The following is a 23,743-nucleotide window of genomic DNA, read 5'->3' as shown; positions in this document are numbered from 1 at the left end:
CCGGCACCACCCGGATCAGACTGCCCTCAGCTCCACCGTCCTGCTGCGACAGGATCAGCGACGAAGGTCTCCCACCTCCGTTCGAATCAACAGCGCCTCACGGCGCACGGGTCGTTCCTTGCGGACGATCAGTCGCATTCCCCTCGGCCAGCCCTTGAGGACGTCGCCGGCCAGTTCGGCGACCCAGGCGCCGTCGCGGATCTCACCTTTCGGTTCGACGGCGGGTGTCCACGCGGCGGCCGGGACGTTGAGGACGGCTTGGTGGATGGCGTCGGTGATGGTCATGCCGACCGAGTACGACAGCCACCTGCCCCGCTGGGCGAGCCAGGCGACGAACTCGTGGGTACCGCCTGCGGAGTCGGTACGGATCAGCGTCTGGCGTCCACGCCGGTACTTCTTCGGCAGCTGGCCCAGGGCGAGTTGGGCGGTGGTGATGTGGTCGGCGGCGGTATTGCTGCCCGCGTTCCCCGGCCGCAGCAGCGCGGCCACCGGCTCTCCGGTGCCGCCGCTTCCGTGATCGACGAAGCCCATCAGCGGGTGGTGTCCGTAAGTCTTCTTCCAGGTCGCGGTGGCGTCCTGCTTGTCGGAGTGGGCCAGCACCAGCACCCCGTCCAGGTCCACGATCACCTGTCCGGTGGTGTCCGGCGACGAGGCTCCGGCCAACTTCCAGACGCGCTCGCGTGCTTCGGCTCGTGCTGACCGGATCGCGGTCAGGGCCTTCGAGCCGGCCGCGGCGAGGGTGTCGATGAGGCGGGAGACGGTCGGGTCGGAGGCCACAGGGCCGAACACGGCCGGCTCGGCCCGCATCATCCCGACATCCGCGAGGCAGTCCCCGCCCAGCGCGACCGCGAGAGCGACATCCAGCACGGTCTTGCCCGGATCGTGCACCGCCCGAGCCTTCCGCCACGGCGCCAGCGCCGTTGATATCGCGGTGTCCAAGCCGGACTTGCGGACGGTCTCGACCAGCAGCACGCCCCCGGCCTGGGAGACCACCGCCCGACCGCCGCCCTCGATGCGGACACGCGGGTACGACCCGATACGCTTCTTCACCTGAGAAGTGCTTCTTTCCACGGCACGATCTGGACCCTCGACAAGTCCTATCGTTACAGGTCAGGAGCACTTCTCGCGTTTTCGATCACGCTTCGGACAGCCCACCTCCTGAAAGCCCGAGGCTAGGGGATGAGTGCGATCTTGCCGTGGGTGTGGCGCTGCTCCAGGGCGGTGAAGGCGTTGCGGACGCGGTGGAGGGGGTAGGTGGCGGCAATGGGAATCTCGATGCGGCCGCTCGCGGCGTGGGCGGCCATCTCGGTGAGAACCTCGCGGGTGGAGCCGTCTGCACTGCCCGCGTTCCTGGTGCCGTACTGGGCGGCCTTCTCGAAGGAGATGATCGTTTCGATACGCTCGGGCGGGATGCCTAGGTCGACGGCGAGTTGGACGTACTGGGGTCCGAATAGGTCGATGAAGGCGTCGATGCCGTGTGGGGCGTTGGCGGCCAGGTTCGCGGCGAGGTGGTCGCCGTAGGGGATCGGCACGGCACCGTGGGATGTCAGCCAGGGTGCTCGGCCGGGCGAGGCGATGGCCAGGACGCGGACGCCGCGCAGGGCGAGGAGTTGGACGACGATGCTGCCGACTCCGCCGGCGGCGGCGGAGACGGCGACTGCCTCGCCCGGCCTGGGGTCTCGACCGCGTCGACGGCCGCCCATGCGGTGCAGGCAGCGACGTAGAGGCTGCCGGCGACGGGCCAGCTGAGCTCCCCGGGCTTGCAGATCAGCTGGGCGGCCGGAACCACGGCGTGCGTGGCATGGCTGGAGCGCTGCCAGGAGTAGCCGAGGACCTCGTCGCCGGGCGCGAATTCGCTGACATCTCTGCCTGTTTCGAGGACCGTGCCTGCTAGGTCACTGCCCTGCCCCGAGGGGAAGGCGGCGGGGAACCGCTCGTGCAGGGCGCCGCTGCGGATGGCGGTCTCGCCGGGGTTGATGCCCGCGGCCCTGACCTCGACCAGGACTTCGTCGGGGGCGGGGCGAGGGACGGGGATGTCGGCGATGTAGAGGACGTTGCGATCCCCGTAGCGGTCGAAGCGGACGGCGCGGGCGTGTCCGGGTGCGGCAGTCATGAGTGTTCCTCCTGGCGGGTCAGGGTTTGCGCATGGTGTCGGCCCGGTGGGGCGTGGCGGTACGCAGTGTGGTGAGCGCCGTTGCCAGGTGGCCCAGTTGCACGGCGGTGAGCGGGGCGGCGATGCGGTCGGCGAGTTCCTCGTCGAATATCCGGCCGGCGTCACGGGTCAGCGTGCTGCCGGGTTCGGTGAGCTGGATGATCGAGGAGCGGCGGTCGGCAGGGTTGGGCCGGCGTGCGCACAGGCCGTTCTTCTCCAGCCGGTCGACGGCCTGGCTTGCGCCGCCGATCGTGATCGACAAGGCCGCGGCGATGTCGTTGACCCGGCAGTTGTCGGTGCGCTCGACGACCAGCATCACATTGAAGTTGCCCAGCGAGAGGTCTGCCTCGCGACGGAGCCGGGCGTCGATCTCGTTCCACAGGTCGGTCTCGAAGCGCACCAGGTCGTCGAACACCTGTCGCAGATCCATACTGCCTCCACTTGCCATATGCATTAGCTCTGATTAGATTAGCACTAATGCACTTCATGCTCCCGCTCCACGGCCCGCTTCGCGGCCGTCCCGGAAGGAAACGCCCATGAGCCAGCAGCAGCGCGAGGACGTCGCCCAGATCCTGCGCAACGCCCCCGTCGACCTCGGCGGCGAGGTGACCGAGCAGCGGGAGCTGTTCGCCAAGATGGTCGCCGCCAACCCCGTCCCGGACGGAGTCCGCATCGAATCCCTCTCCCTGGACGGCATACCCGCCCTGAGCATCGAACCCCACGCCACCACGCCGGACAGCACCGTCCTGTACTTCCACGGCGGCTGCTTCGTGGTCGGCTCGGCGCGGGCCTCGGCGGGCTTGGCGGCCAACCTGGCCCGCAAGACCGGAGCCCGGGTGATCTCCGTCGACTACCGCCTCGCCCCCGAGCACCCCTACCCCGCGGCCCTGGACGACGCCCTGACCGCCTACCACGCGCTCGTCAAGGGCGAACACGGCATCGCGCCCATCGCCGTGGCCGGCGAGTCGGCCGGCGCCAACCTGGCCGTCGCCCTGATGCTCGCCGCACGCGGCCTGGGCGACCTGCCCCAGCCCGCCTGCGCAATCCTCCTGTCTCCCTGGGCCGACCTCACCGTGCCTCACGTCCCCCAGGACGCAGGACTCGACCCCGTGATCAACGCCGGCGCGCTGCGCACCCGTGCGGCCGACTACCTCGCCGGTGCCGACCCCCGCGACGGCCTGCTCAGCCCCGTCCACGCCGATCTGACCGGCCTTCCCCCGATACTCATCCAGGCGGGCTCGGAGGAGTACCTCCTCGACGACGCGATCCGGCTCGCCGCCCGCGCCGCCGCCGACCACGTCCCCGTCACCCTCGACGTCACCCCCCACGTCCTCCACGTCTTCCAGGCCTTCGCCGCCCTCCTCGAGGAAGGCGAGGACGCCCTCGTCCGCGCCGCTGCATTCCTGCACACCCACACCCGCTGACCACCGACAAGGATTCCTCTCGCATGGACCTCACCGACACAGTCGTCCTGATCACCGGCGCCTCCTCGGGCATCGGCGCCGCCACCGCCCGCGCCGCCGCCGACGCCGGCGCCCGGGTGGTGCTGGCCGCCCGGCGCACCGAACGGATCAACGCCCTCGCCAGCGACCTGCCCCACGCCCTCCCTGTCACCTGCGACGTGACCGACCCCAGCCAGATCCGTGCCGCGGTCAGGGCGGGCGCGGACCACTTCGGCCGCCTCGACGCCCTGGTCAACAACGCCGGCCAGGGCCTGCACCTGCCCCTGCAGGACGTCGACCCTGACGACTTCCGCGCCGTCCTGGACCTCAACGTGATCGCCCCACTGGTGGCAATGCAGGCGGTGCTGCCCATCATGCGCGCGCAAGGAGGAGGCGCCATCGTCAACGTCAGCTCCGCCACCACGCAGATGGTCCTGCCAGGACTCGGCGCATACGCGGCCGGCAAAGCCGCCCTGAACCAGCTCTCCGCCACCGCACGCACGGAACTGGCCGCAGACGGCATCACCGTCTCCACCGTCCTCCCCTTCGTCACCGCCACCGAGTTCCACCAGACCCTGCGCGCCGGAGCCGTCGTCCCCGCCGCCGCAGACTTCCCCGTCCACACCCCGGAACAGGTCGCCGCCGCGATCCTCGACCTCATCCGCACCGGACGGGCCGAAACCAGCCTCCTACCACCCGGCATCGGCAACCCGCAGCGCCCCTGACCGATCGCCCGCCGTGCCGGAAGACATAGGATTCGGGTCGACGAGAAGCGGAGGGAATGGCACGTCCTGGCGGATACGGACGGCAACGAGTTCTGCGTCATGGCCCCGCCCGACGCCTGCCAGACAGGCCCTGACACGGCCGGACTTCACCGATGCCCGCCCCACCTTGCGATTCGGGACCCTGCCGCCGGCGGAGGAGTAATGGCCGTTGTCCAGATCGGCGAGCAGGCCGTGCTGACCGGGTTCTCAGCCGAGCGTCCGGCGGATGATGAGGTTGGACGCCGGGTAGGTCTGCGTGACGATGTTCGCAAGGACCCGAAGTATCCCGGCACCATGAGTACGTCCGTGGGAACGCTCACGGCGGGCAGGCCCAGACGGCTGCCGGTGGCCGCCGCCATCTGGCGGAACGGGATGGGCCCCGTCCCCAACCGCGTGCCAGTACCTGCCGGGCGGCCCCTTCTCCAGGGCCAAGCGGAACAAGGAGGCGACATCGCGGACGTGCACGGCGTTCCACAGGTTCGCGCCGTCTCCTGGGCAGCCGACGAAGCCCTTCCCCTTCCCGAGCGCGATCAGCACGATCGAAGACCGCACTCCCCGCTCGGCGAGGCCGGTGACGGCGGCTCCACGACCTTGCGACCCCGCAGGGCGCCCTTGTACTCGTTGCACTGCGGGAAGGGCCGGGTCCTCCTCGCTGTCCGGTCGGCCCAGGTCCCCCGGCGAGCCTATGCTTCCCACTGCGACCAGCGGCTTTCCGGTCCCCGCCAGCGCCTCGCCGTACGCGAGCATGATCGGGAGCACCGCGGCGGCCACAGCCTCGATCCCCCCGAGGGAAGCAGGTCCTGCGGGTGCGCGACGTGGATGACGCCGTCGCAGCCCCCGGCTGCCTCCTTGAGCCCGTCGAGATCTCGAAGGTGCTCGGCTTCCGGGCAGGCATTGCGGTCATCCCGGCGGTGCGGGCGTTCGAGGCCCGGCACCCGGACGTGGTGGTGGACGTGCAGCGGATCGAAGGGGACGATCAGGCCGCGATGCTGCTCGACGGCCGCATCGACGTCGCGATGTGCGGCTGCTCATCGACGAGCCGACCCGCGCGTGGCCCCGCTGTACACCGAGCTGCGGGTGGTGGTGATACCCGCCGGCCAACGGTTGGCCGGCAGGAAGGAGGTCACCGAGGCCGGCCTGGCCGGCGAACCGCTGGCCTGGCATACCGACCCGAGCATGCAGCCCACCAGGCGCCCGCACCCCGGCGCCGGATACCTGGTGCGCGGGGTGGACGAGACACGCGAACATGTCGCGGCCGGCCGGGGCATCTCGTTCCTGGCCTGTTCGGCAACGGTGTTCTACTAGCATCCGGACGTCAGGTACATGCCCATCCCGGATCTGGCACCCGACAAGGTGTGCCTCGCGGTGGCGGCATCGCGCAACTCGTCGGTGGTCGACGACTTCTTCACCACCGCTCAGGCGACGGGGGAGGTCACGGCGGAATGCGGGAACTACGAAATGTGGCAGCTTGGGAGCGATTCCGTGTCAGAACACGGTTGAGCCGTCCGACTGCCACCAACAGTGCCAACAGGGGGCGCACGGCTACAGCGATGGCGAAGGCATTGAGGTTGGGGACGGCGGGAGGTAACCCTCCGCACAGCGGGCGGGCAGGGTCCTGAGCGGCGGCGCCCGGGAACCGCGGTCGACGAGGTCCTCACGGCGGTTCCTGTCGTCGTCCGGGTCAGGTCGCGGGGGTGGTGTGCCAGTCTGGGTGGCCGGGCATCGGTGGGGTGGCCGGGGAGTAGAGCCAGCCGTCGAGGAAGCCGGAGAGATCACGGCCAGCCACCTGCGAGGCGAGGCGGACGAAGTCGGCTGTGGTGGCCGAACCGTCCCGGTGCTTGAGCACCCAGTCATGTTCGACGCGCTGGAACGCGCGGTCGCCGATCTCTTCGCGCAGCGCGTAGAGGACCAACGATCCCCCGTCGTAGATGTTGGGGCGGAAGAGGCTGAGCCCGACGCCGGGGGTCGGCGCCTTGGGCGCTGCCGGTGGGCCGTCCGCGGCCCGTACCGCGTCCGAGTCCTGGTAGGCGGCCAGCATGCGATGGTCCAGCGTGGGGCCGCCCTGCTGCTCGCCGTAGAGGGTCTCGTACCAGGTGGCGTGGCCCTCGTTGAGCCACACGTCCGCCCAGCGGTTCGGGGAGACGCTGTCGCCGAACCACTGGTGGGAGAGTTCGTGGACCATCAGCGACTGGACGTACCATGCGGGCACGTCGGTTCGGGTGAAGAGGTTTTTTTCGAAGATCGGCAGGGTCTGGGTCTCCAGTTCCGCGCCGATGTGGGTGTCGGTGACCAGCAGCCCGTAGGTCTCGAAGGGGAAGCTGACGCCGAGTTGTTTCTCCATCCAGCCGATCTGGCCAGGCGTCATCTTCAGCCAGGGTTCGAGCGTCGCGGCCTCCGATGCTGGCACGACATCGCGTATCGGCAGACCGTGCGGCCCCTGCCGGTGCAGGATCGACGAGTCGCCGAGGGAGACCTGCATGAGGTACGTGGCCATGGGGTGTTCGCCTCGGTACACCCATGTGGTGGTCGCGCCGTGCCGGGCGTGGGAAATGAGTACACCGTTGGCGACCGCAGTGACATCGGCGGGCGCGGTGATCCGGTAGGTGAAGTAGGCCTTGTCCGACGGATGATCGTTGCTGGGGATCACCCGGTGAGCGGCATCGGGCTCGTTGAGTAGTTCGAGCCCGTCCGGGTTGGGTATCCAGCCACCCGTCATGCTGTTGCCTGTCGGGTCGTTCGAGTGGCTGATGCTGATCTGCAGATGCTGGCCGGCCCGTACGCGGTGGGCGGGGGTAAGCACCAAGTCCTCGCCGACCGTTGCGAAGGGCACCCGGCGGCCGTTGACCTCCACCCAGTGAACCGTGCCGTGGGTGTAGTCGAGGTTGATGGTGCTCAGCCGGGAGGTCGCCGTCGCGTCGATCCTCGTGACGGTGTCGAGGGGGCTGGTGTTGTCCCCGCTGTAGGTGAGGGAGATGTCGTAGGAGTGGACGTCGTAGCCGAAGTTGCCCAGATCGGGGAAGAGAGGGTCGCCGATTCCGGAGGCCGGGGGAGACACGGGCAGACCTGCGGCTATGAGCGCGATGGAAGCGGCTGCGAGCAGCCCAAGTCGCCCACCACGCAATACATTTCGCATGGTTGCAGTGTGACAGATGTGTCGCCGCCGAGCTTGTCCGCCCAGATTCGCTCGTCAGCCTCCTGGCCAACCAGAGCAATTTGCCGAGATGACCGGGCGCGAATACGTCATTGGTTCCGCCCGTGACGAACTGGGCCACCGGGCCTCTGCTTTCGCAGGAAGATCTCGGTCGATCCCCTGGACAGCAGAGGCCCCCATGCGCGGGCGCTTGCCCGCCGCATCGACCTGCTGGCGTTGTGGGCCGGTCAGCCGCAAAGGGTCAGGTCGACCTTGTCGCCGCTGTGGAGGACGGTCGGGCTGAGCGGGGAGACCGCGATGACCGAACCCGGCTTGCAGTTGTCGACCACCCCGTGGGTGACCTTGCCGACCTTGAGGCCGGCCTGCGCCAGTGCCGCCTTGGCCAGGAACAGGTCCATGTCCTTCAGGTCGAACGGCTTGATGTACGGCACCGTGGTGACGTCCCCCTTGACCGTGGTCGCCGTCGTGGTGGCGCGGGGGGAGGTCGGCGGCGCGTCATGCGTACCGGTGCCGACGGTGGCCAATGCGGTGCCGCCGCCGGCCAGGATGAGGGCAGCGGAGATACCCGCGATGAAACCGGCGCGCCTGCGGCGGGTACGGGTCTTGATGCCGGTGGCGTCGAAGTGCGGCGCGGGGGAGGTGTTGGCGAAGTCGTTCAAGGCGGTTACCAGTTCCTTCTCGAAGAATTCGGGGTGGGTGTCACCGCCGCGCCGCCCGGGGGTGGTGATGCGTAGCCGGTCATCCGGTTCGGGCTCCTTTCCGGGGCTGCGGTGACGAAGGTTCGGAGTGTGCGGGTATCTGGACCCGGAGCTTTTCGAGTCCCCGGGTGAGCTGGGACGTACGGCGCTCGGTGAGATCCGCAGATCCTCGGCGATTTCGGCATCAGAAAGGTCGTGGAAGTAGCGCAACACCACGACGGTGCGCATGCCTATCGGCAGACGTTGCAAGGCGCGGACCAATTGGTCCCTGCTGTCGACACGCCCGCATTCGTCCCCGGGGACGAGCCGGTCGTCACCGGTGTCCCGCTGGGGCACGACACGACGGAATCGCCGCCACCGGTCGTTGGCCAAATTCACCATGATGCGCCGCACATAAGCGTCCGGCGTGTCCTGGGCGACGATGGTGCGCCAACGGCGGCAGGTGCGTTCCAGGGGTTTCCTGGACCAGATCTTCAGCGGCCTCACGGCTTCCCGTCAGGACCAGGGCCCCTCGGAACAATGCCCCGGAGCGGGCCGCGACGAAGGAGGGAAAATCCTCCCCCCCGGGTCGATTCCCGCCGACGCCGGATCGGACCGGCCCGAGTATCCGGACCGGCCCGAGTATCCGGACCGACCGGACCATTCGGACCGACGGGTTCGACTCGCCTCGGAGAGCCGTGAATTCCATTTGGCTGCCAGAGCCACACCGCTCCCCCCTTCCTGTCCCCCAATGACGGTGGAGCGCCCCTGCCTGCTGCACCGCTTCTTTGAGACCTGCGTCACACAACGGGAAAGTCGAGCGGGCCAGTTGGAGCCGCGGGGCGGCGGTCGGCCCGACTCTTCGGGCCCGGGCAGGGACGGCAGGGCTGTGCCGACGGCGGTTCGCGCCGGCTGGGAGCCGAAGCAGTGCCGATCTCCGCGACACGCCCGTCAACACTCAGCCGGTGCGCTCAACTGGCCTGTTGCAGCCACAAGTCGGGGCCGAAGACCTCGTAGTGGATGTCCGCTGCCCGCACGCCGGAATCCAGCAACTGGGCACGGACGGCGCGCAGGAACGGCAGCGGACCGCACAGGTAGGCACGAGTCCCGGACGGAATCGCGGGTGCGCCGGGACCGGTCAGGTCCACCAGCCCGGTCCGGTCCTTGGGCCACTCGCCCAGGGGGCGCTCGTACCAGACATGGATCTCGGCGTCCGCCAGCTTCCCGGTCAGGTGCCCGAGCTCGGACCGGAAGGGATGCCTGGTCTGGTCGCGGTCACCGTGCACGGCGATGACCTTGCGTGAACTGCCCTCCTCGACGAGGGAGGCGAGCATGCTGATCATCGGCGTGCAGCCGATGCCAGCGGAGGCGAGCAGCAGCGGGGCGTCGTCCCGGTCCAGCACGACGTCCCCGGACGGTGCGCTGATCCGCAGTTCCAGGCCCACGCCGATTGCCTCGTGCAGGTGGTGGGACACCTCCCCGAGCGGGTTGCCCAGCTCGCGCTTCACGCTGAACTGCAGCGCGCCGTCCGGGTGACCGGACAGGCTGTACTGCCGTATCTGGCGTGCACCATCGGGTAGTTCCACCTGGACCGACACGTACTGGCCCGGCCGGCCCTCGGGCACGGGGAGCCCGTCGGCGGGAAGCACCAGGAAGGTGACCACGTCATCGGTCTCCTGGTACCGGGCCACGACCCGGTAGGTACGCCAGACTTCGCCCGGGGCAAGCCCCGACTGCGCGTACAGGCCGCGCTCCAGGGCCTTCAGCGCGTTGGCCATCAGCCAGTACACCTCGTCCCAGGCGGCCGCCACCTCAGGGGTGACCGCCTCGCCCAGGACTTCGGCGATTGCGGCGAACAGGTGCGTGTGAACGATCTCGTACTGGCCCTCGGTGATACCGAGCGAGACGTGCTTGTGGGCGATGCGCGCCAAAAGCGCGTCCGGGCGCTCCTCCGGGCGGGCCAGCAGCGCGCCGGCGAAGGCCGCGATCGAACCCGCGAGCGCCTGCTGCTGGCTGCCGTTGGCCTGGTTGCCGCGGTTGAACAGATGACCGAGCAGGTCCGGGTGGGCCTCGAACAAGCGCCGGTAGAACACCTGGCTGATCTCGCCGATGGCCGCGCCCACGACGGGCAGGGTGGCTTCAACAGTGCCGGCGGATCGGGATGACAGCATGGCGACTCCAAATTTGCATATCAGATTCATGTTTATCTCCGCGCCGACACGCCGCGTCGTTGCGGCGGTCGGGTGCGCCCCGGATTACGCCGGGGCGCTGCGCCCGGGCGGCCCCGACGGGCGAGGTGACAGGGCGAGCAGGACCGGGCCGGTCGGCGAGGCCACGAGGTCGCCGACGGACAGGTGGTCCAGGGCGGCGTAGAACTGCTCCTGGGCCTGGCGCAGTGCGCCCCGCAGCAGGCAGGCGGCCCGCAGCGGACAGGCCGGGGACTCTTCGCATCCGGCCACGTCGCCGGCCCCCTCCAGATCCCTGACCAGCGCACCGAGCGAGCCGGTGCGCCCGGCCCGGGTCAGCGTGAGGCCACCGCCGCTACCGCGCCGTGCCTCGACAACCCCGAGGTGGCACAGGCGTGCGACGACCTTGGCGGCGTGGGAGTACGGCACGGCGATCGAGTCCGCCACCTCCTGCGTGGTGAGGCTGACGCCATCTTCGAGGACCGCAAGCCGCATGGCGATCCGCAGCGCGATGTCGGTTCTCTTCGTCAGCCTCATGGGAGGACTGTAGCTAACCGGCATCCAACATTCGTATTCGGGGGTGTCCGGTGGGCATGACCGCCGCCGCGCGCGCCATGGAAGCCCTGCTCCTTGTTGATGCCCCCCTGGGCGCGTGAGCGCGCGTGAGCGCGCGGGGGAGCCGCTGACCGTGCGGGACGAGCAGGCGGGGGGCGCCAACGCCCGCCATCCCAACGTCCTCGCTGCCCAGCGCCGCGAACGCGCCCGCATCCGCGGCGACAAGGGTGGAAGCTCTGAAGAACGCGCCCGCAGCGCGCAGACAGCCCGGACGATCCCAGCGAGCAGCGGTACGAGGTTCACCGTGGACCGCCCGTCGCACGCTCGGCGGCGCCCACGGCCGGTGCCTGGGCCACGACGTGCCGGCCTGAGCCAGGCGCGCCCGGCCTCGCGCCCACAGCCCCAGCTGCGCGGGGCGACGGTGACGCTGGAGGTGGAGTTGCAGCGTCGGGTCGAGGCGGGCATGGAGGCGATGCTCGGCATTCGGTTCCTGGCGTCGGAGTACCCGACGGGTCCGTGGCACCGAGGCCGGATCGACACCCTGGGTCTGGACGAGAACGGCGCTCCGGTGGTGGTGGAGTACACGAAGACGGTGGACAGTGGGGGACTGTCCCAGGCTTCCTCCTACTTGTCGTGGTTGTGTTCCGCCCGTCACGAGTTCGAAGCGCTGGTGCGGAAGCGGCCGGGTTCCGGGGCAGTCGAGGAGATCGACTGGCGGAACGCGCGGGCGGTCTGCATCGCCGGCGACTCCTCCCGGCATGACCGGGTCGCGGTGTACGACAACCGCAGACGGATCGACCTGGTGCGCTACCGGGTCTTCGACGGTGGTCTGCTGAATCTGATGCTGGTCGAGTCTTCACCCGCGTCTGCCGGACCGGGTCCGGCGCAGCAGCGCAACCGGGGGGCGACCGGTGCCGGCGACAGGCTTCGGGCAGTGCCGAACGTTGTTCCTGACGGGCTGCGGGATCTGTACGGCGAGCTGGACGAGGCGTTGAACGCGTGGGGCGAGGTGGAGGTGGCCCGGCTTCGCCACTACATCGCGTACCGGCGGATGGTGAACCGCGCCTCGGTCCTCTTCCGTCCGTCGTACGGGATCATCCTGGTGCACCTCTCCCTCGACCCGGACACGGTCGTGCTGGAAGAGGGCTTCTCGCGCGATATGCGCGGTATCGGGCACCTAGCCTCCGCTTTTCGTTTGCGGTGGTGTCCAGACCTTGGGCGGGAACGCGAAAGTGCCTTCTGAGCTGGGATGATGAGGCTTGTCTAGGGCTTCTGCCATCACAGCGAGAAGGCACTTTCTGCGTGCAGACTACCGGGTCGCGTCCCAAGCTTGTCGTGTCGGCCGATGGCCGTGGGGTGGTCAGCCATGCCGGGTCGCGTCTGCTGGCCGACCTCGCCGATGCCACCGGCCTGACCGACGCGTTCAGTGACGCGCTGCGCCGGCTTCGGCCACGTGGCACCGGGCACGATCCGGGCAGGGTCGCAGTCGATGTGGCAGTCATGCTCGCCGACGGTGGCCAGACCATCTCCGATCTGGCCCTGGTGCGCGACCAACCGGAAGTATTCGGCCCGGTCGCCTCCACCCCGACGACCTGGCGTCTGCTGTCCTGCCTCGACCCGGCCGCGCTCGCCGCGTTGCGCTCGGCCAGAGCGGCCGCGCGGGAAGCGGCCTGGCTCCAGGTCACAGAAACCACAGGCGGTATACCCGCGGCCCGCGACGGCGGACGCGACCTGCCCGGCCTGGTCCTGGACATCGACGCTACCTTGGTGACCTGCCACTCCGACAAGGAACAGGCGGCACCGACCTACAAACGAGGGTTCGGCCACCACCCGCTTTTGTGCTTCCTCGACAACACCGGCGAGGCACTGGCCGGCGTGCTACGGCCTGGCAACGCAGGCGCCAACACCGCAACCGACCACCACCGTCCTCGACCGAGCCTTGGCCCAGATCCCCGACGCGCACCGCCACGGCACCCCGATCCTGGTCCGCGCCGACAGCGCCGGCGGCGCCAAAATCTTCCTCGCCCACCTGCGTTCCCTTCGGCAACGGGGCATCCACACGTCCTTCTCTGTCGGATACGCCATCACCGAGCCGGTCCGCCGGGCGATCCGGACCCTGCCCGAACAGTTCTGGCACCCGGCGCTGGAGCAGGACGGAACACTGCGGGCCGGCGCCGAGGTCGCAGAGCTGACCGGCATGGTCGACCTGACCGCACTCCCCGACGGCACGCGGGTCATCGTCCGGCGTGAACGCCCACACCCCGGAGCGCAGTTGTCGCTGTTCGACCTTGACGAGGGCATGCGCCACCAGGTGTTCCTCACCGACACCCCCGTCGGCGAAGGGTCCCTGCAGCATCTGGAGGTCCGCCACCGCGGCCACGCCCGCGTCGACGACCGCATCCGCTGCGGGAAAACCACCGGCTGCGGCCGGTTCCCCTCCCGCCACTTCGCGATCAACACCGCGTGGCTGGAGCTGGCCCTGACCGCCATCGACGTGCTCGCCTGGGCCCAGACTCTCCTGCTGGACGCCGAGTTGGCCACCGCAGAGCCGAAGAAGCTCCGCTACCGCTTGCTGCACGCAGCCGCCCGCCTTAGAGCGCCCGGCAGTAGGCGCTTCGGGGGGCCTGCAGGCGATTGTCTGATGTGTGTGAGCGGTGGGTACGCCGACGGGTTCGGTTACTGAGCGTTACGGGTCGGGGGATGTCCAGTGCGGCTTGCGCTTTCCGTTGCGTCAACTCCTACGGTCGCTCGTGTGGCCGGACACACCGGCCCGGCGAGGAAAGGTGCGGTGCCATGGCCTGGTCGATTGCGGACGTGGCCCGGATGTCCGGGGTGACGTCGCGGACCCTGCGCCACTACGACGAGATCGGCTTGCTTGCTCCCGCGTACATCGGCAGCAACGGCCACCGCTACTACGAGCAGGCCGGGCTGCTGCGGCTGCAGCAGATCCTGCTGATGCGGGAATTGGGTCTGGGGCTGCGGGAGATCGCGGCAGTCCTGGAGCGCCAGGTTGACCAGGTGGCCGCGCTGCGTGAGCACCAACGCAGACTGTTGGCCGAGCGGGACCGCCTCGACGTACTCGTCCGCACGGTCGCCCGCACCATCGCCGAACTAGAGGAGGACGAGGAGACACCCGACATGGGGAAGATCAGCAGGCCGGAGAACCTGTTCGCTGGCTTCGACACCGCACGCTACGAGTCGCCCGCCCGCACGCAGTGGCCCGACCAGGCGCAGCAGTCGGCGCAGTTCGCCGCCACGCTCACCGAGGCGGAGATGGAGCGGCTGCAGGGTGAGGCGACCGCAGCGATGGTCCGTATGGCCGAGTTCATGCAGGCTGACACGCCGATGACCGACCCCGCCGTGCAGGCCGAGGTCGACGCCCATTACCAGGGCATCTGCCGAATGTGGACATCGGACGCGGCCTCGTTCAAGGCCCTGGGGCAGAACTACGTCGAAGACGCGCAGTGGCGCGCGGCCTACGACCAGGTCGCCGCCGGGCTGGCCGAATACCAGCGGGACGCCATGGTCGCCTACGCCGACTCCCGGCTGAGCTGACCGGTCACCAGTTGCTGGGGCTGCAGACCCAGCAACCTGGCGCGCCTTCCACCCTGCTCCCCACGTTCCACCCGCTCCCATCTCCTGGCGGCGCCTTCCGTACGGAGCGGCACCGCCCCGCCCCTGGAGTACCCGCTGTGATCCCCGCCTACTGGCCCCGCCACCACCGCCATGAGGACAACGAACTCCTCGGCTACCTGCGCCCCGTTGAAGACGCCCTGGGTCAGTTCGTCCCGGCACCCTCGTCGGCCACCCGCTGAGCGGACCGGGCGGCGAGGACCACGCCCGCCAGTGCCTGGACCGCGCCGGACTGGACTACCTGGCCCAGGGCTGGCTGCTGTCCCTGCCCGGCCGCCCGGATCCCATCGCCGTTCAGATCGTCGAGGCCACCCCGCAGCAACTTCGCGTGAAGAACATCGATTACGGCTACCCGGACGCGGACATCGGCCACATCTTCGTCCTCGACGTCCCCACCACCGGACAGCTCCACCCGCGCTGAACCTCTACTGGGCCGGGTCGCCCGCCGGTTCAGCGGGTCGGAGGCTTGGTCATGTACATCTTGACGACAGCGGCCGGCATCGGGATGGGCTCGTACGGCGTGAGAGCCTCGGCGATGGCCTGGGCCAGGTCGTCGATCGTCCGCACCACGTACGTCGGCGGCGTGATCCAGGTCCGGAATGTGCCGTCGCCCGGCGGAGCGCGGATCAGCGGCGACCAGATCAAACATCTGGACCGGCTCTTCCGGCACCGCGCGCTCGCCGCCGAGCTCCACGGAAGGGAGCCGCTGACCGCCGGCCGCGAGGTGATCGCCGAGGTCCTGCGCGAACTCGCCGCCCAGCCGAAGGTCGTGCGGGTGTCGATGCAGACCAGCGGCGTCCAGCTCGACGCCGCGTGGCTCGACCTGTTCGACGAGCTCTGCCCCGGCCTGCAGATCGGCATCTCGCTGGACGGCGACGCCCAGGGCAACGCCTGGCGCATCGGCTACGACGGCGAGCCCGTCTACCCGCGCGTCGCGACGGCCCTGGAGCTGCTGGCCGAGCGGGGCCGCAAGGTCGGCGTACGAGGGCGCGCACATCACCCCCATTCGTGGAGCCGCCGTGAATCCGCACACCCGCCACGCTCTCAGCTCAGAGGCCGCGCAGCGTTCCCGCCCCGGGCCGGACGTAGACCGTCCAGGTCACGGTCGAGCAGACCGCGTACACCGCCAGGAAGGCGAGGTAGGCGGGGTCGCCGTTGTCGCCGGCCAGGAAGGACTGGCGGAAGGCGACGTTGACCAGCACCCCGCCGAACGCGCCGATCGCGCCGGCCATGCCGATGAGTGCCGATGCCCGGCGGCGGGCGTCGCCTTCCGCGGTGTCCGGGTTCGTGCCGGACGCGACGGCGGCGCGCCTCCTGGCCTGGAAGAGAGCCGGGATCATCTTGTAGGTCGAGCCGTTGCCGAGCCCGCTCAGCACGAAGAGGGCCACGAAGCCCGTGAGGAACACCGGCAACGAGTGCGCGTGCGAGGCCGCCAGGACGAGGCCCGCGCCCGCGGCCATCGCGACGAACGTCCACAGCGTCACCCTCGCGCCACCCCAGCGGTCGGCCATCCGTCCGCCGAACGGCCGCGCCAGCGAACCGAGCAGCGGGCCCAGGAAGGTCAGGCAGGCGGCCTTGACCGGGGTGTCGAACTGGGCGTGGAACTGGACCTGGAGCACCTCGCCGAAGGCGAAGCCGAAGCCGATGAACGAACCGAACGTGCCGACGTAGAGCAGAGACATCACCCAGCTGTGCGGGTCCCCGGCGACATCGCGCAGCGCCCACCGGTCGTCGGGCGCTGCGGGGAGGTTGTCCATCCTCAGCGCGGCGCCCAGCGCGGCCACCACGATCAGCGGTACGTACACCAGCGGCACCAGCCGCGGATGTGCCGCGCCCGCCGTGGCCAGCACCAGCAGGCCGACGAGCTGGACCACCGGAACCCCGAGGTTGCCGCCGCCCGCGTTGACACCGAGCGCCCAGCCCTTGAACCGCTGCGGGAAGAAGCCGTTGATGTTCGCCATCGACGAGGCGAAGTTGCCGCCGCCGACGCCCGCGACGCAGGCCACCGCCAGCAGCGTCCGGTAGGACACGCCGGGGTGCAGCACGATCCCCGCCAGTGCCGTGGGGACCAACAGCAGCAGGGCGCTCGCCACCGTCCAGTTCCGCCCGCCGAACCTCGCCACCGCGAAGGTGTACGGCAGCCGCAGCACCGCCCCGAGGGCCGTCGGCAGCGCGGTGAGGGTGAACTTGCCCGCCGCGTCGATGTGGTACTTCGGGCCGAGGAAGAGCACCAGCACGGACCACAGGCTCCACACCGAGAAGCCGATGTGCTCGGAGAACACCGAGAAGGCCAGGTTGCGGCGGGCGATCGCGGCGCCGCCCGCCTCCCAGAACGCCTCGTCCTCCGGGCGCCAGTCCGTGATGCCGCGCCCCCGGCCGGCGCCGGATGTCGTGCCCGTGCCCGTGCCCACCGCCGCACCCGCGTCCACCGCCGCACCCGTGCCCACCGCCGTGCCGGTGCCCGGGTCGGTCCCCTCCGTTCCGACGACCGTGCTCATCGGTTGCCACCCGCCTCACCTGGTTGGGAATGTCCGGTCTGACCGCGCCGTGCCCTGGCGACGCTACGAGCGACAGGTTTCGAGCGTCCTCCCGTCGCCGTTCGTCGGTGCTACGGCTCGCGCATTCACACCCGTTCAGATGGTGAGGAGAGCCCGGAAGGGGTGCCGGCCGTGCTGCGCACCGGATACGTCCGGAGCATGGCGGGCGTGCCGTCTGGAGCGGTCTCCTCGTCGAGGCAGCGGCCGTCGCGCAGGTCGAAGACGTGCTTGTACATCGGCGAGGCCACCGTCGGCGTGTCGCCGCGGCTGCCGAGGATGCCGCGGGAGATGACGTACGCGCCGCTGAACGGGTCGCGGTTGTCGAGCGCGTGGAGGCCGCCGGCGCGGTCGAGGAAGACCGCGATCTGCCGGCCGTCCTCGGTGAGCACGGCCACGCCGCGGCCGGGGGTCAGAGCGTCCTGGTCGCAGACCGGGGTCCAGCCGCGGCCGTCGAAGAGTTCCACGGTTCCGCTCATGCGCCACGCACCTCCAGCCGGGGGCCGGCGACCAGCGCCGGGGTGAGGATGCGCCCGTCCTCGCCGGGGCGGGCGGGGCGGACCTGTCCACGTTCGGGGACGAAGGTCACGGTCGGGTCGGGGGTGCCGGGGGCGTTGACGAAGGACGCGAAACGGCTCAGCCGCTCGGGGTCGTCCAGCACGGCGGCCCACTCGTCCTGGTAGCCGCCGACGTGCCGTTCCATCAGCGCGTCGAGCTCGGCGCAGATGCCCAGGGAGTCGTCCATGACGACGGCCCGCACGTGCTCCAGGCCGCCATCGATCCGCTCCAGCCACGTGGAGGTCCGCTCCAGCCGGTCCGCGGTGCGGATGTAGAACATCAGGAACCGGTCGATGGTGCGGATCAGCGTCTCGCGGTCCAGGTCGGCGGCCAGCAGGTCGGCGTGGCGCGGGGTCGTGCCGCCGTTCCCGCCGACGTACAGGTTCCAGCCGGAGGAGGTGGCGATGACGCCGAAGTCCTTGCCCTGCGCCTCGGCGCACTCGCGGGCGCAGCCAGAGACCGCGGACTTGAGCTTGTGCGGGGAGCGCAGGCCCCGATAGCGCAGTTCCAGTTCGATGGCAAGGCCGACCGAGTCCTGCACGCCGTAGCGGCACCAGGTCTCGCCGACGCAGGACTTCACCGTCCGCAGGGACTTGCCGTAGGCGTGGCCGGACTCGAAGCCCGCGGCCACCAGGCGGGCCCAGATCGCCGGGAGTTGGTCGACGCGGGCGCCGAACAGGTCGATCCGCTGCCCGCCGGTGATCTTCGTGTAGAGGCCGAAGTCGCGGGCGACCTCGCCGAGGGTGATCAGTCCGGTGGGAGTGATCTCGCCGCCGGGGATCCGTGGCACCACCGAATAGGAGCCGTTGCGCTGGAGGTTGGCGAGGAAGTGGTCGTTGGTGTCCTGGAGGGCTGCCTGTTCTCCGTCGAGGATGTGGCCGCCTGCCAGGCCGGCCAGGATCGAGGCGACGACGGGCTTGCAGATGTCGCAGCCCTCGCCCCTGCCGTGGCCGTCGATCAGGGCCGAGAACGAGGTGATCCCGGCGACGCGGGTGATCTCGTGGAGTTCGGCGCGGGTGTGGGCGAAGTGTTCGCACAGGCCGCGGGCGACACTGACGCCGCCGGCCTCCAGCTCCTCGGTGACGATGCCGCCCAGGACCTTGAGGCAACTGCCGCAGCCGGTACCGGCCTTGGTGCACTTCTTGACGTCCGGGACGGTGGTGCAGCCGTTGTCGGAGACCGCCTTCCTGATCGCGGCCTTGCTGACGTTGTGGCAGGAGCAGACCACGGCGTCGTCGGGAAGCGCGAGAGGCCCCGCGGGGCCGAGGCCGGCCGGCAGCACGAGCTGTTCGGGGGCGGTCTGCAACGGCTTGCGGGCGATGGCCAGCGGGCGCAGCAGCCCGTACGACTCGGTGTCACCGACCAGCACACCGCCGAGCAACTGCCCGTCTCGGCCGATGACGAGCTTGCGGTAGACGCCGGAGCGGCTGTCGCTGTAGAGGACGTCGAGGGCGCCCTCGGTCGCCCCGTGCGCGTCGCCGAAGCTGGCCACGTCGACACCGAGCAGCTTGAGCTTGGTGGACATGTCGGCGCCGGTGAAGGCGTCCTCGTCGCGGTACCCGCCGGCCAGCGAACGGGCGGCCGTCTCGGCCATCGCGTAACCGGGCGCCACCAGCCCGTACACCCTGCCGTCGGCGGCCAGCGCGCACTCGCCGATGGCGTGGACGCGGTGGTCGGCGGTGCGGCAGCGCTCGTCGACGACTACGCCGCCGCGCTCGCCGACCGGCAGGCCGCACTCCCGCGCCAGCTGGTCGCGGGGGCGCACCCCGGCGGAGAAGACGACCATGTCGGCGGGGAGTTCACGGCCGTCGGAGAGCCGCATGCCCCGCACCCGGCCGTCCTCGCCGACGAGGAGGGCCTGGGTGCCGGCGCCGGTGTGCACGTGGACGCCGAGGTTCTCGATCTTTCGCTTCAGCAGCCGGCCGCCGCCCTCGTCGACCTGGATCGCCATCAGCCGCGGAGCGAACTCCACGAGGTGTGTCTCCAGCCCCAGGGCGCTGAGCGCTCCGGCCGCCTCCAGGCCGAGCAGGCCGCCGCCGACCACGACGCCGGTCCGGGCATGCTCGGCGTCGGCGCGGATCGCCTCCAGGTCCTCGATGGTGCGGTAGACGTGGCAGCCGGGCGCGTCGTGGCCGGGGACGGGCGGGACGAACGGGTAGGAGCCGGTGGCCAGCACCAGCGCGTGGTAGGAAAAGGCCCGGCCGGAGGTGGTGGTGACCGTCCGCGCGGCCCGGTCGACCGAGGCGGCCCCGTCGCCCAGGCGCAGGTCGATGCAGTGCTCGGCGAGGAAGCCGGCCGGGGTGAGCGACAGTTCCTCGGCGCTCGTACCGGAGAACCACGAGGTCAGGTGGACACGGTCGTAGGCGGGGCGCGGCTCCTCGGCGAGCACGGTGACCCGCCAGGCGGCGGCTCCCGGCTGCTCGGTCAGGGCCTCCAGGAAGCGCTGGCCGACCATGCCGTGACCGACCACGACGAGGTCCTTGAGCCGGTGGGACGTCTGGCGATCGGTCATCGGAGAACTCCCTTTGCGGGCGGGGGGGTCGACGCCTCGACGGAGGTGGCGGCGGGCGGGGCGGGGGCGGCGGTGGCACCCGCGGTGAGGAGGTGGAGAGGGCGGTCGGGCAGCGGGGCGTCGTGCTCGTAGGCACGGGTGATCCCGTCCACGGTGGCCAGGTCGCCGAGGAGGATCGCGCCGACCAGGCGGTCGCCGCGCAGGACGAGCTTCTTGTAGCTGCCGCGTGTCGCGTCGCTCAGCCGCAGCACGTCCAGCTCGGGGTCGACGGCCAGAACCTCGTCGGTGTGGTCGATCTCGCCGAAGGCCGCGTACTCCAGCGGCCCGGCGGTCAGGCGGGCCAGCGGCCGGGAGCCGCTGTAGACGGCGTGCGGATCGGCGCCGGACAGCCGCGCGGCCAGCACGTCGGCCTGTTCCCAGGCAGGCCCGGACAGGCCGTGCACCGTGCCCCGGTGCTGCACGCAGTCGCCGATCGCGTACACCCCGGGCGCCGACGCGGCCAGTGTGTCGTCGACGACGACGCCGGTGCCGACGCGCAGGCCCACGGCGTGGGCGAGCGCGGTACGCGGCCGGACGCCGCAGGCGAGCACCACCAGGTCGGTGCCGAGGCAGTAGCCGGTGGCCAGCTCGACGTGGCGCCCGCCCCCGGCGGTGCGCCCGTCGGTGAAGGCGCGGGCACGGTTGCCGAGGTAGGTCTCGACGCCGAGGCGGCGCAGTCCGGCGCGGAGCGCCGCCGCAGCCTCCTCGTCGAGTTGGCGCTCGATCAGGTGCGGCCCCTGGTGCACGATCTCCACGGCCAGCCCGAGCGCGGCCAGCGCACGGGCGGTGCTGACGCCGAGGACCCCTCCGCCGACGACCACGGCGCGGCGCGCCAAGGTGGCGTCCTCGGCCAGCCGGACGCAGTCCGCGAGGGTGCGCAGGGCGTGCACACCCTCGCGCAGGCTCCCGCCGTCCGGGCCGCGCAGCCCGCGGACGGGTGGCAGCAGCGGATTGGCGCCGGTGGCGAGGACGAGGTCGTCCCAGCTCCGGCGCCGGCCGTCGGCGAGCGTCAGCGTGCGCGCGCGGAGGTCCACCGCCACCACCTCGCCGCCCACCTCCAGCCGCGCCCCGCCGATCGGCAGGGCGATCGCCTCGGCGTCGTAGCGGCCGGTGAGCACGTCGGCGAGCAGGACCCGGTTGTAGGGGGCGCGGGGCTCGGCCGCGAAGAGGGTGACCGTGCCGGTGCCGCCGAGCGCGGCGTAGCGTTCGGCGAACCGCGCGGCGGCCATCCCGCCCCCGACGACGGCGATACGGCGGCCCTTCACGCCGTCCCCCAGGGGCGCCCCGGGACGGGGCCGGCCGCGGCGGCCTCAGCCGCCTCCGATCCCAGAGCGTCGGCCCGTGCCGGTTCGACCCGGACGGCGCAGACCTTGAACTCCGGCATCTTCGACGTCGGGTCCAGCGCCGGGTTGGTGAGCGTGTTGGCACGGCCGGCGCCCGCCCAGTGGAAGGGCATGAACACCGTGTCGGGCCGGATCGCGTCGGTGATCCGGGCCGGCGCGACCACCCGGCCGCGCCGCGAGGTGACGGCCAGCAGTTCCCCCTCGGCGACGGCCAGCTGCCGCGCGAGGAGCGGGTGCAACTCCACGAAGGGGCCGGGCGCGGCGCGGGAGAGGGCCTCGACGCGCCGGGTCTGGGCGCCGCTCTGGTACTGGGACAGCACCCGTCCGGTGGTCAGGTGGAGCGGGTAGTCCGCGTCGGGCTCCTCCGCCGCCGGGCGGTGGGTGACGGGGGAGAAGCGGGCGCGGCCGTCCGGTGTGGCGAAGGCGTCGAGGAAGAGCCGCGGCGTGCCGGGATGGTCCTCCGCCGGGCAGGGCCAGAAGACGCCGTCCTCCGCGCGGATACGCCCGTAGGTGATGCCCGCGTAGTCGGCCGGCCCGCCGGCGGAGGCGCGGCGGAGCTCGTCGAAGACCTTCTCCGGGTCCTCCTCGAACCCGCTCGCGACGCCGAGCCGTCGGGCGAGTTCGCGCATCGTCCACAGGTCGCTCCGTACACCTTCGGGCGCTTCCACGGCGCGTCGGCGCAGGATCACCCGGCCTTCGAGGTTGGTCATCGTGCCGGTCTCCTCGGCCCACTGGGTGCTCGGCAGCACCACGTCGGCGAGCTGCGCCGTCTCGGACAGCACCAGGTCGCTGACCACCAGCAGGTCCAGCGCGCGCAGCCGCGCCGTGACGTGGGCCGCGTGCGGTGCGGAGACGACCGGGTTGGAGCCCATCAGCAGCATCCCGCGCACGCCGTCCGGGCCCGGCCGGCCGAGGCTGTCCAGCAGCTCGTAGGCCGACCGGCCCGCGTGCGGCAGCGCCGCCGGGTCGACCCCCCAGACCCGGGCGACGTGCTCACGCGCGGCGGGGTCGTCGATCGAGCGGTAGCCGGGGAGCTGGTCAGCCTTCTGGCCGTGCTCGCGCCCTCCCTGCCCGTTGCCCTGGCCGGTCAGGCAGCCGTAGCCGGAGTAGGGCCGGCCCGCCTTGCCGGCCGCCAGGCACAGGTTGATCCACGCCTTCACGGTGTCGGTGCCCTTGCTCTGCTGCTCCGGTCCGCGCGCGGTGAGCACCATCCCCGTACGGGCCTGTCCGAAGAGGCCCGCGACCTCGCGCAGCTGGGCGGCCGGTACGCCGGTCAGCCGTTCGACGCGCTCCGGCCAGTGGGCCGTCGCCGCTGCTCGGACCTCCTCGAAACCGGTGGTGCGGGCTTCGACGAAGGCGGTATCGACCAGGCCGTCGGCCATCAGCAGGTGCAGCAGGCCGAGAGCGAGCGCCAGGTCGGCTCCGGGCCGCGGTTGCAGGTGGATGTCGGCGTGCTCGGCGGTGCGGGTGCGCCGCGGGTCCACGACCACCAATGTGCCGCCGTTATCCCGCAGTTCACTGAAGTAGCGGAGCGCGGGCGGCATGGTCTCGGCGGGGTTGCCGCCGACCAGGATCAGGCACTCGGTGCGGGGGATGTCCTCCAGCGGGAAGGGCAGCCCGCGGTCCAGGCCGAAGGCGGCCCGATTCCCGGCGGCGGCCGAGGACATGCAGAAGCGCCCGTTGTAGTCGATGTTGGCGGTACCCAGCACCACCCGGGCGAACTTGCCCAGCTGGTACGCCTTCTCGTTGGTGAGCCCGCCGCCCCCGAAGACGCCGACCGCGTCGGCGCCGTGCTCGGACCGGATCGAGGCGAAGCCCCCCGCGACCCGGTCCAGCGCCTCGTCCCAGCTCGCCGCCCGCAACCCGCCGCGCACCCGCAGCAGCGGCGTGGTGAGGCGCGACGCCCGGCCGAGGAGCGCGGCGGCCGACCGCCCCTTCCCGCACAACGCACCCCGGTTCACCGGGAATTCGGGTCGCTCGACCACATGCGGCAAGCCGCCCCCGGGCGCCGTCCCGCCGCCGGACATCGCGTAATCCCCGGCCACCGCAAGGCGCATACCGCACTGCAACGAGCAGTACGGGCAGTGGGTGTCGGTCGTGGTATCCATGCCACGACCATGACGGCGGGGCGTTACACGCCCTTGTCGCCGGTGTTGCGCCCGGGGTACCCATCGCTCACGCGGCAGGGGTGACGTGG

20 protein-coding genes and 2 pseudogenes are annotated in these 23,743 nt (G+C 71.0%); 8 read left to right on the top strand and 14 right to left on the bottom strand.

The window, feature by feature from the left end; translation table 11 throughout:
- Positions 1 to 54: 54 nt before the first annotated feature.
- The 4 genes from OG370_RS32985 to OG370_RS32970 form a co-directional block, all read right to left on the bottom strand.
- Positions 55 to 1,050: an IS1380 family transposase gene (locus OG370_RS32985; RefSeq protein ID WP_328470715.1), complete on the bottom strand. Its 996-nt coding sequence runs from the start codon at positions 1,048 to 1,050 to the stop codon at positions 55 to 57.
- Between the two features lie 122 nt (positions 1,051 to 1,172).
- Complete coding sequence (locus OG370_RS32980) at positions 1,173 to 1,532, bottom strand: zinc-binding dehydrogenase (RefSeq protein ID WP_328470713.1); 360 nt, start codon at positions 1,530 to 1,532, stop codon at positions 1,173 to 1,175.
- A gap of 14 nt (positions 1,533 to 1,546) precedes the next feature.
- Positions 1,547 to 2,113, bottom strand: coding sequence for an alcohol dehydrogenase catalytic domain-containing protein (locus OG370_RS32975; RefSeq protein WP_328470711.1), 567 nt, complete (start codon positions 2,111 to 2,113; stop codon positions 1,547 to 1,549).
- A 19-nt stretch (positions 2,114 to 2,132) separates the two neighbouring features.
- A complete protein-coding gene (locus OG370_RS32970; protein WP_328470709.1) occupies positions 2,133 to 2,582 on the bottom strand; it encodes a MarR family winged helix-turn-helix transcriptional regulator in 450 nt (149 codons plus the stop codon).
- Positions 2,583 to 2,688: 106 nt separating this feature from the next.
- On the opposite strand from OG370_RS32970, the gene OG370_RS32965 reads away from it, so the two are divergent.
- The 4 genes from OG370_RS32965 (at position 2,689) to OG370_RS32950 (ending at position 5,858) form a co-directional block, all read left to right on the top strand.
- Positions 2,689 to 3,576 (top strand): alpha/beta hydrolase, encoded by an 888-nt coding sequence (locus OG370_RS32965; RefSeq protein WP_328470707.1) that lies wholly within the window; start codon positions 2,689 to 2,691, stop codon positions 3,574 to 3,576.
- Positions 3,577 to 3,599: 23 nt separating this feature from the next.
- On the top strand, positions 3,600 to 4,319 hold the full coding sequence (locus tag OG370_RS32960; protein WP_328470705.1) for an SDR family NAD(P)-dependent oxidoreductase: 720 nt from the start codon (positions 3,600 to 3,602) through the stop codon (positions 4,317 to 4,319).
- Positions 4,320 to 5,408: 1,089 nt separating this feature from the next.
- Positions 5,409 to 5,663, top strand: coding sequence for a hypothetical protein (locus tag OG370_RS32955; RefSeq protein WP_328470703.1), 255 nt, complete (start codon positions 5,409 to 5,411; stop codon positions 5,661 to 5,663).
- 18 nt (positions 5,664 to 5,681) lie between these two features.
- Positions 5,682 to 5,858 carry a hypothetical protein gene (locus OG370_RS32950; protein WP_328470701.1) on the top strand — a complete coding sequence of 59 codons (177 nt, stop codon included), beginning with the start codon at positions 5,682 to 5,684 and terminating at the stop codon, positions 5,856 to 5,858.
- 181 nt (positions 5,859 to 6,039) lie between these two features.
- On the opposite strand, the gene OG370_RS32945 is transcribed toward OG370_RS32950, so the two are convergent.
- From OG370_RS32945 to OG370_RS32930, 4 genes are all read right to left on the bottom strand, one after another.
- On the bottom strand, positions 6,040 to 7,491 hold the full coding sequence (locus OG370_RS32945; RefSeq protein ID WP_328470699.1) for a M1 family metallopeptidase: 1,452 nt from the start codon (positions 7,489 to 7,491) through the stop codon (positions 6,040 to 6,042).
- Positions 7,492 to 7,736: 245 nt separating this feature from the next.
- Positions 7,737 to 8,168, bottom strand: coding sequence for a PASTA domain-containing protein (locus OG370_RS32940; RefSeq protein WP_328474654.1), 432 nt, complete (start codon positions 8,166 to 8,168; stop codon positions 7,737 to 7,739).
- Between the two features lie 989 nt (positions 8,169 to 9,157).
- Positions 9,158 to 10,357 (bottom strand): globin domain-containing protein, encoded by a 1,200-nt coding sequence (locus OG370_RS32935; RefSeq protein WP_328470697.1) that lies wholly within the window; start codon positions 10,355 to 10,357, stop codon positions 9,158 to 9,160.
- An 84-nt stretch (positions 10,358 to 10,441) separates the two neighbouring features.
- The gene (locus tag OG370_RS32930; RefSeq protein WP_328470695.1) at positions 10,442 to 10,909 is read right to left on the bottom strand and encodes an RrF2 family transcriptional regulator; all 468 of its coding nucleotides are present in this window, start codon (positions 10,907 to 10,909) and stop codon (positions 10,442 to 10,444) included.
- Between the two features lie 178 nt (positions 10,910 to 11,087).
- Here OG370_RS32930 and OG370_RS32925 point away from each other — a divergent pair.
- From OG370_RS32925 to OG370_RS32910, 4 genes and pseudogenes are all read left to right on the top strand, one after another.
- Positions 11,088 to 11,156 (top strand): annotated as a pseudogene (locus OG370_RS32925) (integrase); the annotation flags it as partial.
- A 192-nt stretch (positions 11,157 to 11,348) separates the two neighbouring features.
- Positions 11,349 to 12,170 carry a hypothetical protein gene (locus OG370_RS32920; protein ID WP_328474652.1) on the top strand — a complete coding sequence of 274 codons (822 nt, stop codon included), beginning with the start codon at positions 11,349 to 11,351 and terminating at the stop codon, positions 12,168 to 12,170.
- A gap of 29 nt (positions 12,171 to 12,199) precedes the next feature.
- Positions 12,200 to 13,538 (top strand): annotated as a pseudogene (locus OG370_RS32915) (IS1380 family transposase); the annotation flags it as partial.
- Between the two features lie 182 nt (positions 13,539 to 13,720).
- The gene (locus tag OG370_RS32910) at positions 13,721 to 14,482 is read left to right on the top strand and encodes a MerR family transcriptional regulator (protein WP_328470693.1); all 762 of its coding nucleotides are present in this window, start codon (positions 13,721 to 13,723) and stop codon (positions 14,480 to 14,482) included.
- A gap of 223 nt (positions 14,483 to 14,705) precedes the next feature.
- Here the strand turns inward: OG370_RS32910 and OG370_RS32905 are convergent, their stop codons facing one another.
- The 6 genes from OG370_RS32905 to OG370_RS32880 form a co-directional block, all read right to left on the bottom strand.
- The gene (locus tag OG370_RS32905; RefSeq protein WP_328470691.1) at positions 14,706 to 15,557 is read right to left on the bottom strand and encodes a hypothetical protein; all 852 of its coding nucleotides are present in this window, start codon (positions 15,555 to 15,557) and stop codon (positions 14,706 to 14,708) included.
- A 52-nt stretch (positions 15,558 to 15,609) separates the two neighbouring features.
- Positions 15,610 to 17,058 carry a nitrate/nitrite transporter gene (locus tag OG370_RS32900; protein WP_328470689.1) on the bottom strand — a complete coding sequence of 483 codons (1,449 nt, stop codon included), beginning with the start codon at positions 17,056 to 17,058 and terminating at the stop codon, positions 15,610 to 15,612.
- 125 nt (positions 17,059 to 17,183) lie between these two features.
- A complete protein-coding gene (gene nirD, locus OG370_RS32895; RefSeq protein ID WP_328470687.1) occupies positions 17,184 to 17,573 on the bottom strand; it encodes a nitrite reductase small subunit NirD in 390 nt (129 codons plus the stop codon).
- Positions 17,570 to 20,164, bottom strand: a complete 2,595-nt coding sequence (gene nirB / locus OG370_RS32890; RefSeq protein WP_328470685.1) for a nitrite reductase large subunit NirB — start codon at positions 20,162 to 20,164, stop codon at positions 17,570 to 17,572. The genes nirD and nirB overlap by 4 nt, the downstream gene beginning before the upstream one ends.
- The gene (locus OG370_RS32885) at positions 20,161 to 21,468 is read right to left on the bottom strand and encodes an NAD(P)/FAD-dependent oxidoreductase (protein WP_328470683.1); all 1,308 of its coding nucleotides are present in this window, start codon (positions 21,466 to 21,468) and stop codon (positions 20,161 to 20,163) included. The genes nirB and OG370_RS32885 overlap by 4 nt, the downstream gene beginning before the upstream one ends.
- A complete protein-coding gene (locus tag OG370_RS32880) occupies positions 21,465 to 23,654 on the bottom strand; it encodes a molybdopterin oxidoreductase family protein (protein WP_328470681.1) in 2,190 nt (729 codons plus the stop codon). The genes OG370_RS32885 and OG370_RS32880 overlap by 4 nt, the downstream gene beginning before the upstream one ends.
- Positions 23,655 to 23,743: the final 89 nt, after the last annotated feature.

The organism is Streptomyces sp. NBC_00448, from assembly GCF_036014115.1.
In the GTDB taxonomy this organism is placed as follows: domain Bacteria; phylum Actinomycetota; class Actinomycetes; order Streptomycetales; family Streptomycetaceae; genus Actinacidiphila.
Note: the sequence above shows the minus strand (reverse complement) of the source record. Positions and strands in the feature narration are given on the sequence as shown.

Excerpts from the sequence above, each read along its gene's own strand:
- OG370_RS32975 (WP_328470711.1), bottom strand. The coding sequence starts at position 2,113 with ATGACTGCCGCACCCGGACACGCCCGCGCCGTCCGCTTCGACCGCTAC.
- OG370_RS32905 (WP_328470691.1), bottom strand. The coding sequence starts at position 15,557 with ATGTGCGCGCCCTCGTACGCCGACCTTGCGGCCCCGCTCGGCCAGCAG.
- OG370_RS32945 (WP_328470699.1), bottom strand. The coding sequence starts at position 7,491 with ATGCGAAATGTATTGCGTGGTGGGCGACTTGGGCTGCTCGCAGCCGCT.
- OG370_RS32970 (WP_328470709.1), bottom strand. The coding sequence starts at position 2,582 with ATGGATCTGCGACAGGTGTTCGACGACCTGGTGCGCTTCGAGACCGAC.
- OG370_RS32930 (WP_328470695.1), bottom strand. The coding sequence starts at position 10,909 with ATGAGGCTGACGAAGAGAACCGACATCGCGCTGCGGATCGCCATGCGG.
- nirD (WP_328470687.1), bottom strand. The coding sequence starts at position 17,573 with ATGAGCGGAACCGTGGAACTCTTCGACGGCCGCGGCTGGACCCCGGTC.
- OG370_RS32880 (WP_328470681.1), bottom strand. The coding sequence starts at position 23,654 with ATGGATACCACGACCGACACCCACTGCCCGTACTGCTCGTTGCAGTGC.
- nirB (WP_328470685.1), bottom strand. The coding sequence starts at position 20,164 with ATGACCGATCGCCAGACGTCCCACCGGCTCAAGGACCTCGTCGTGGTC.
- OG370_RS32900 (WP_328470689.1), bottom strand. The coding sequence starts at position 17,058 with ATGAGCACGGTCGTCGGAACGGAGGGGACCGACCCGGGCACCGGCACG.
- OG370_RS32910 (WP_328470693.1), top strand. The coding sequence starts at position 13,721 with ATGGCCTGGTCGATTGCGGACGTGGCCCGGATGTCCGGGGTGACGTCG.
- OG370_RS32935 (WP_328470697.1), bottom strand. The coding sequence starts at position 10,357 with ATGCTGTCATCCCGATCCGCCGGCACTGTTGAAGCCACCCTGCCCGTC.
- OG370_RS32960 (WP_328470705.1), top strand. The coding sequence starts at position 3,600 with ATGGACCTCACCGACACAGTCGTCCTGATCACCGGCGCCTCCTCGGGC.
- OG370_RS32965 (WP_328470707.1), top strand. The coding sequence starts at position 2,689 with ATGAGCCAGCAGCAGCGCGAGGACGTCGCCCAGATCCTGCGCAACGCC.
- OG370_RS32950 (WP_328470701.1), top strand. The coding sequence starts at position 5,682 with ATGCCCATCCCGGATCTGGCACCCGACAAGGTGTGCCTCGCGGTGGCG.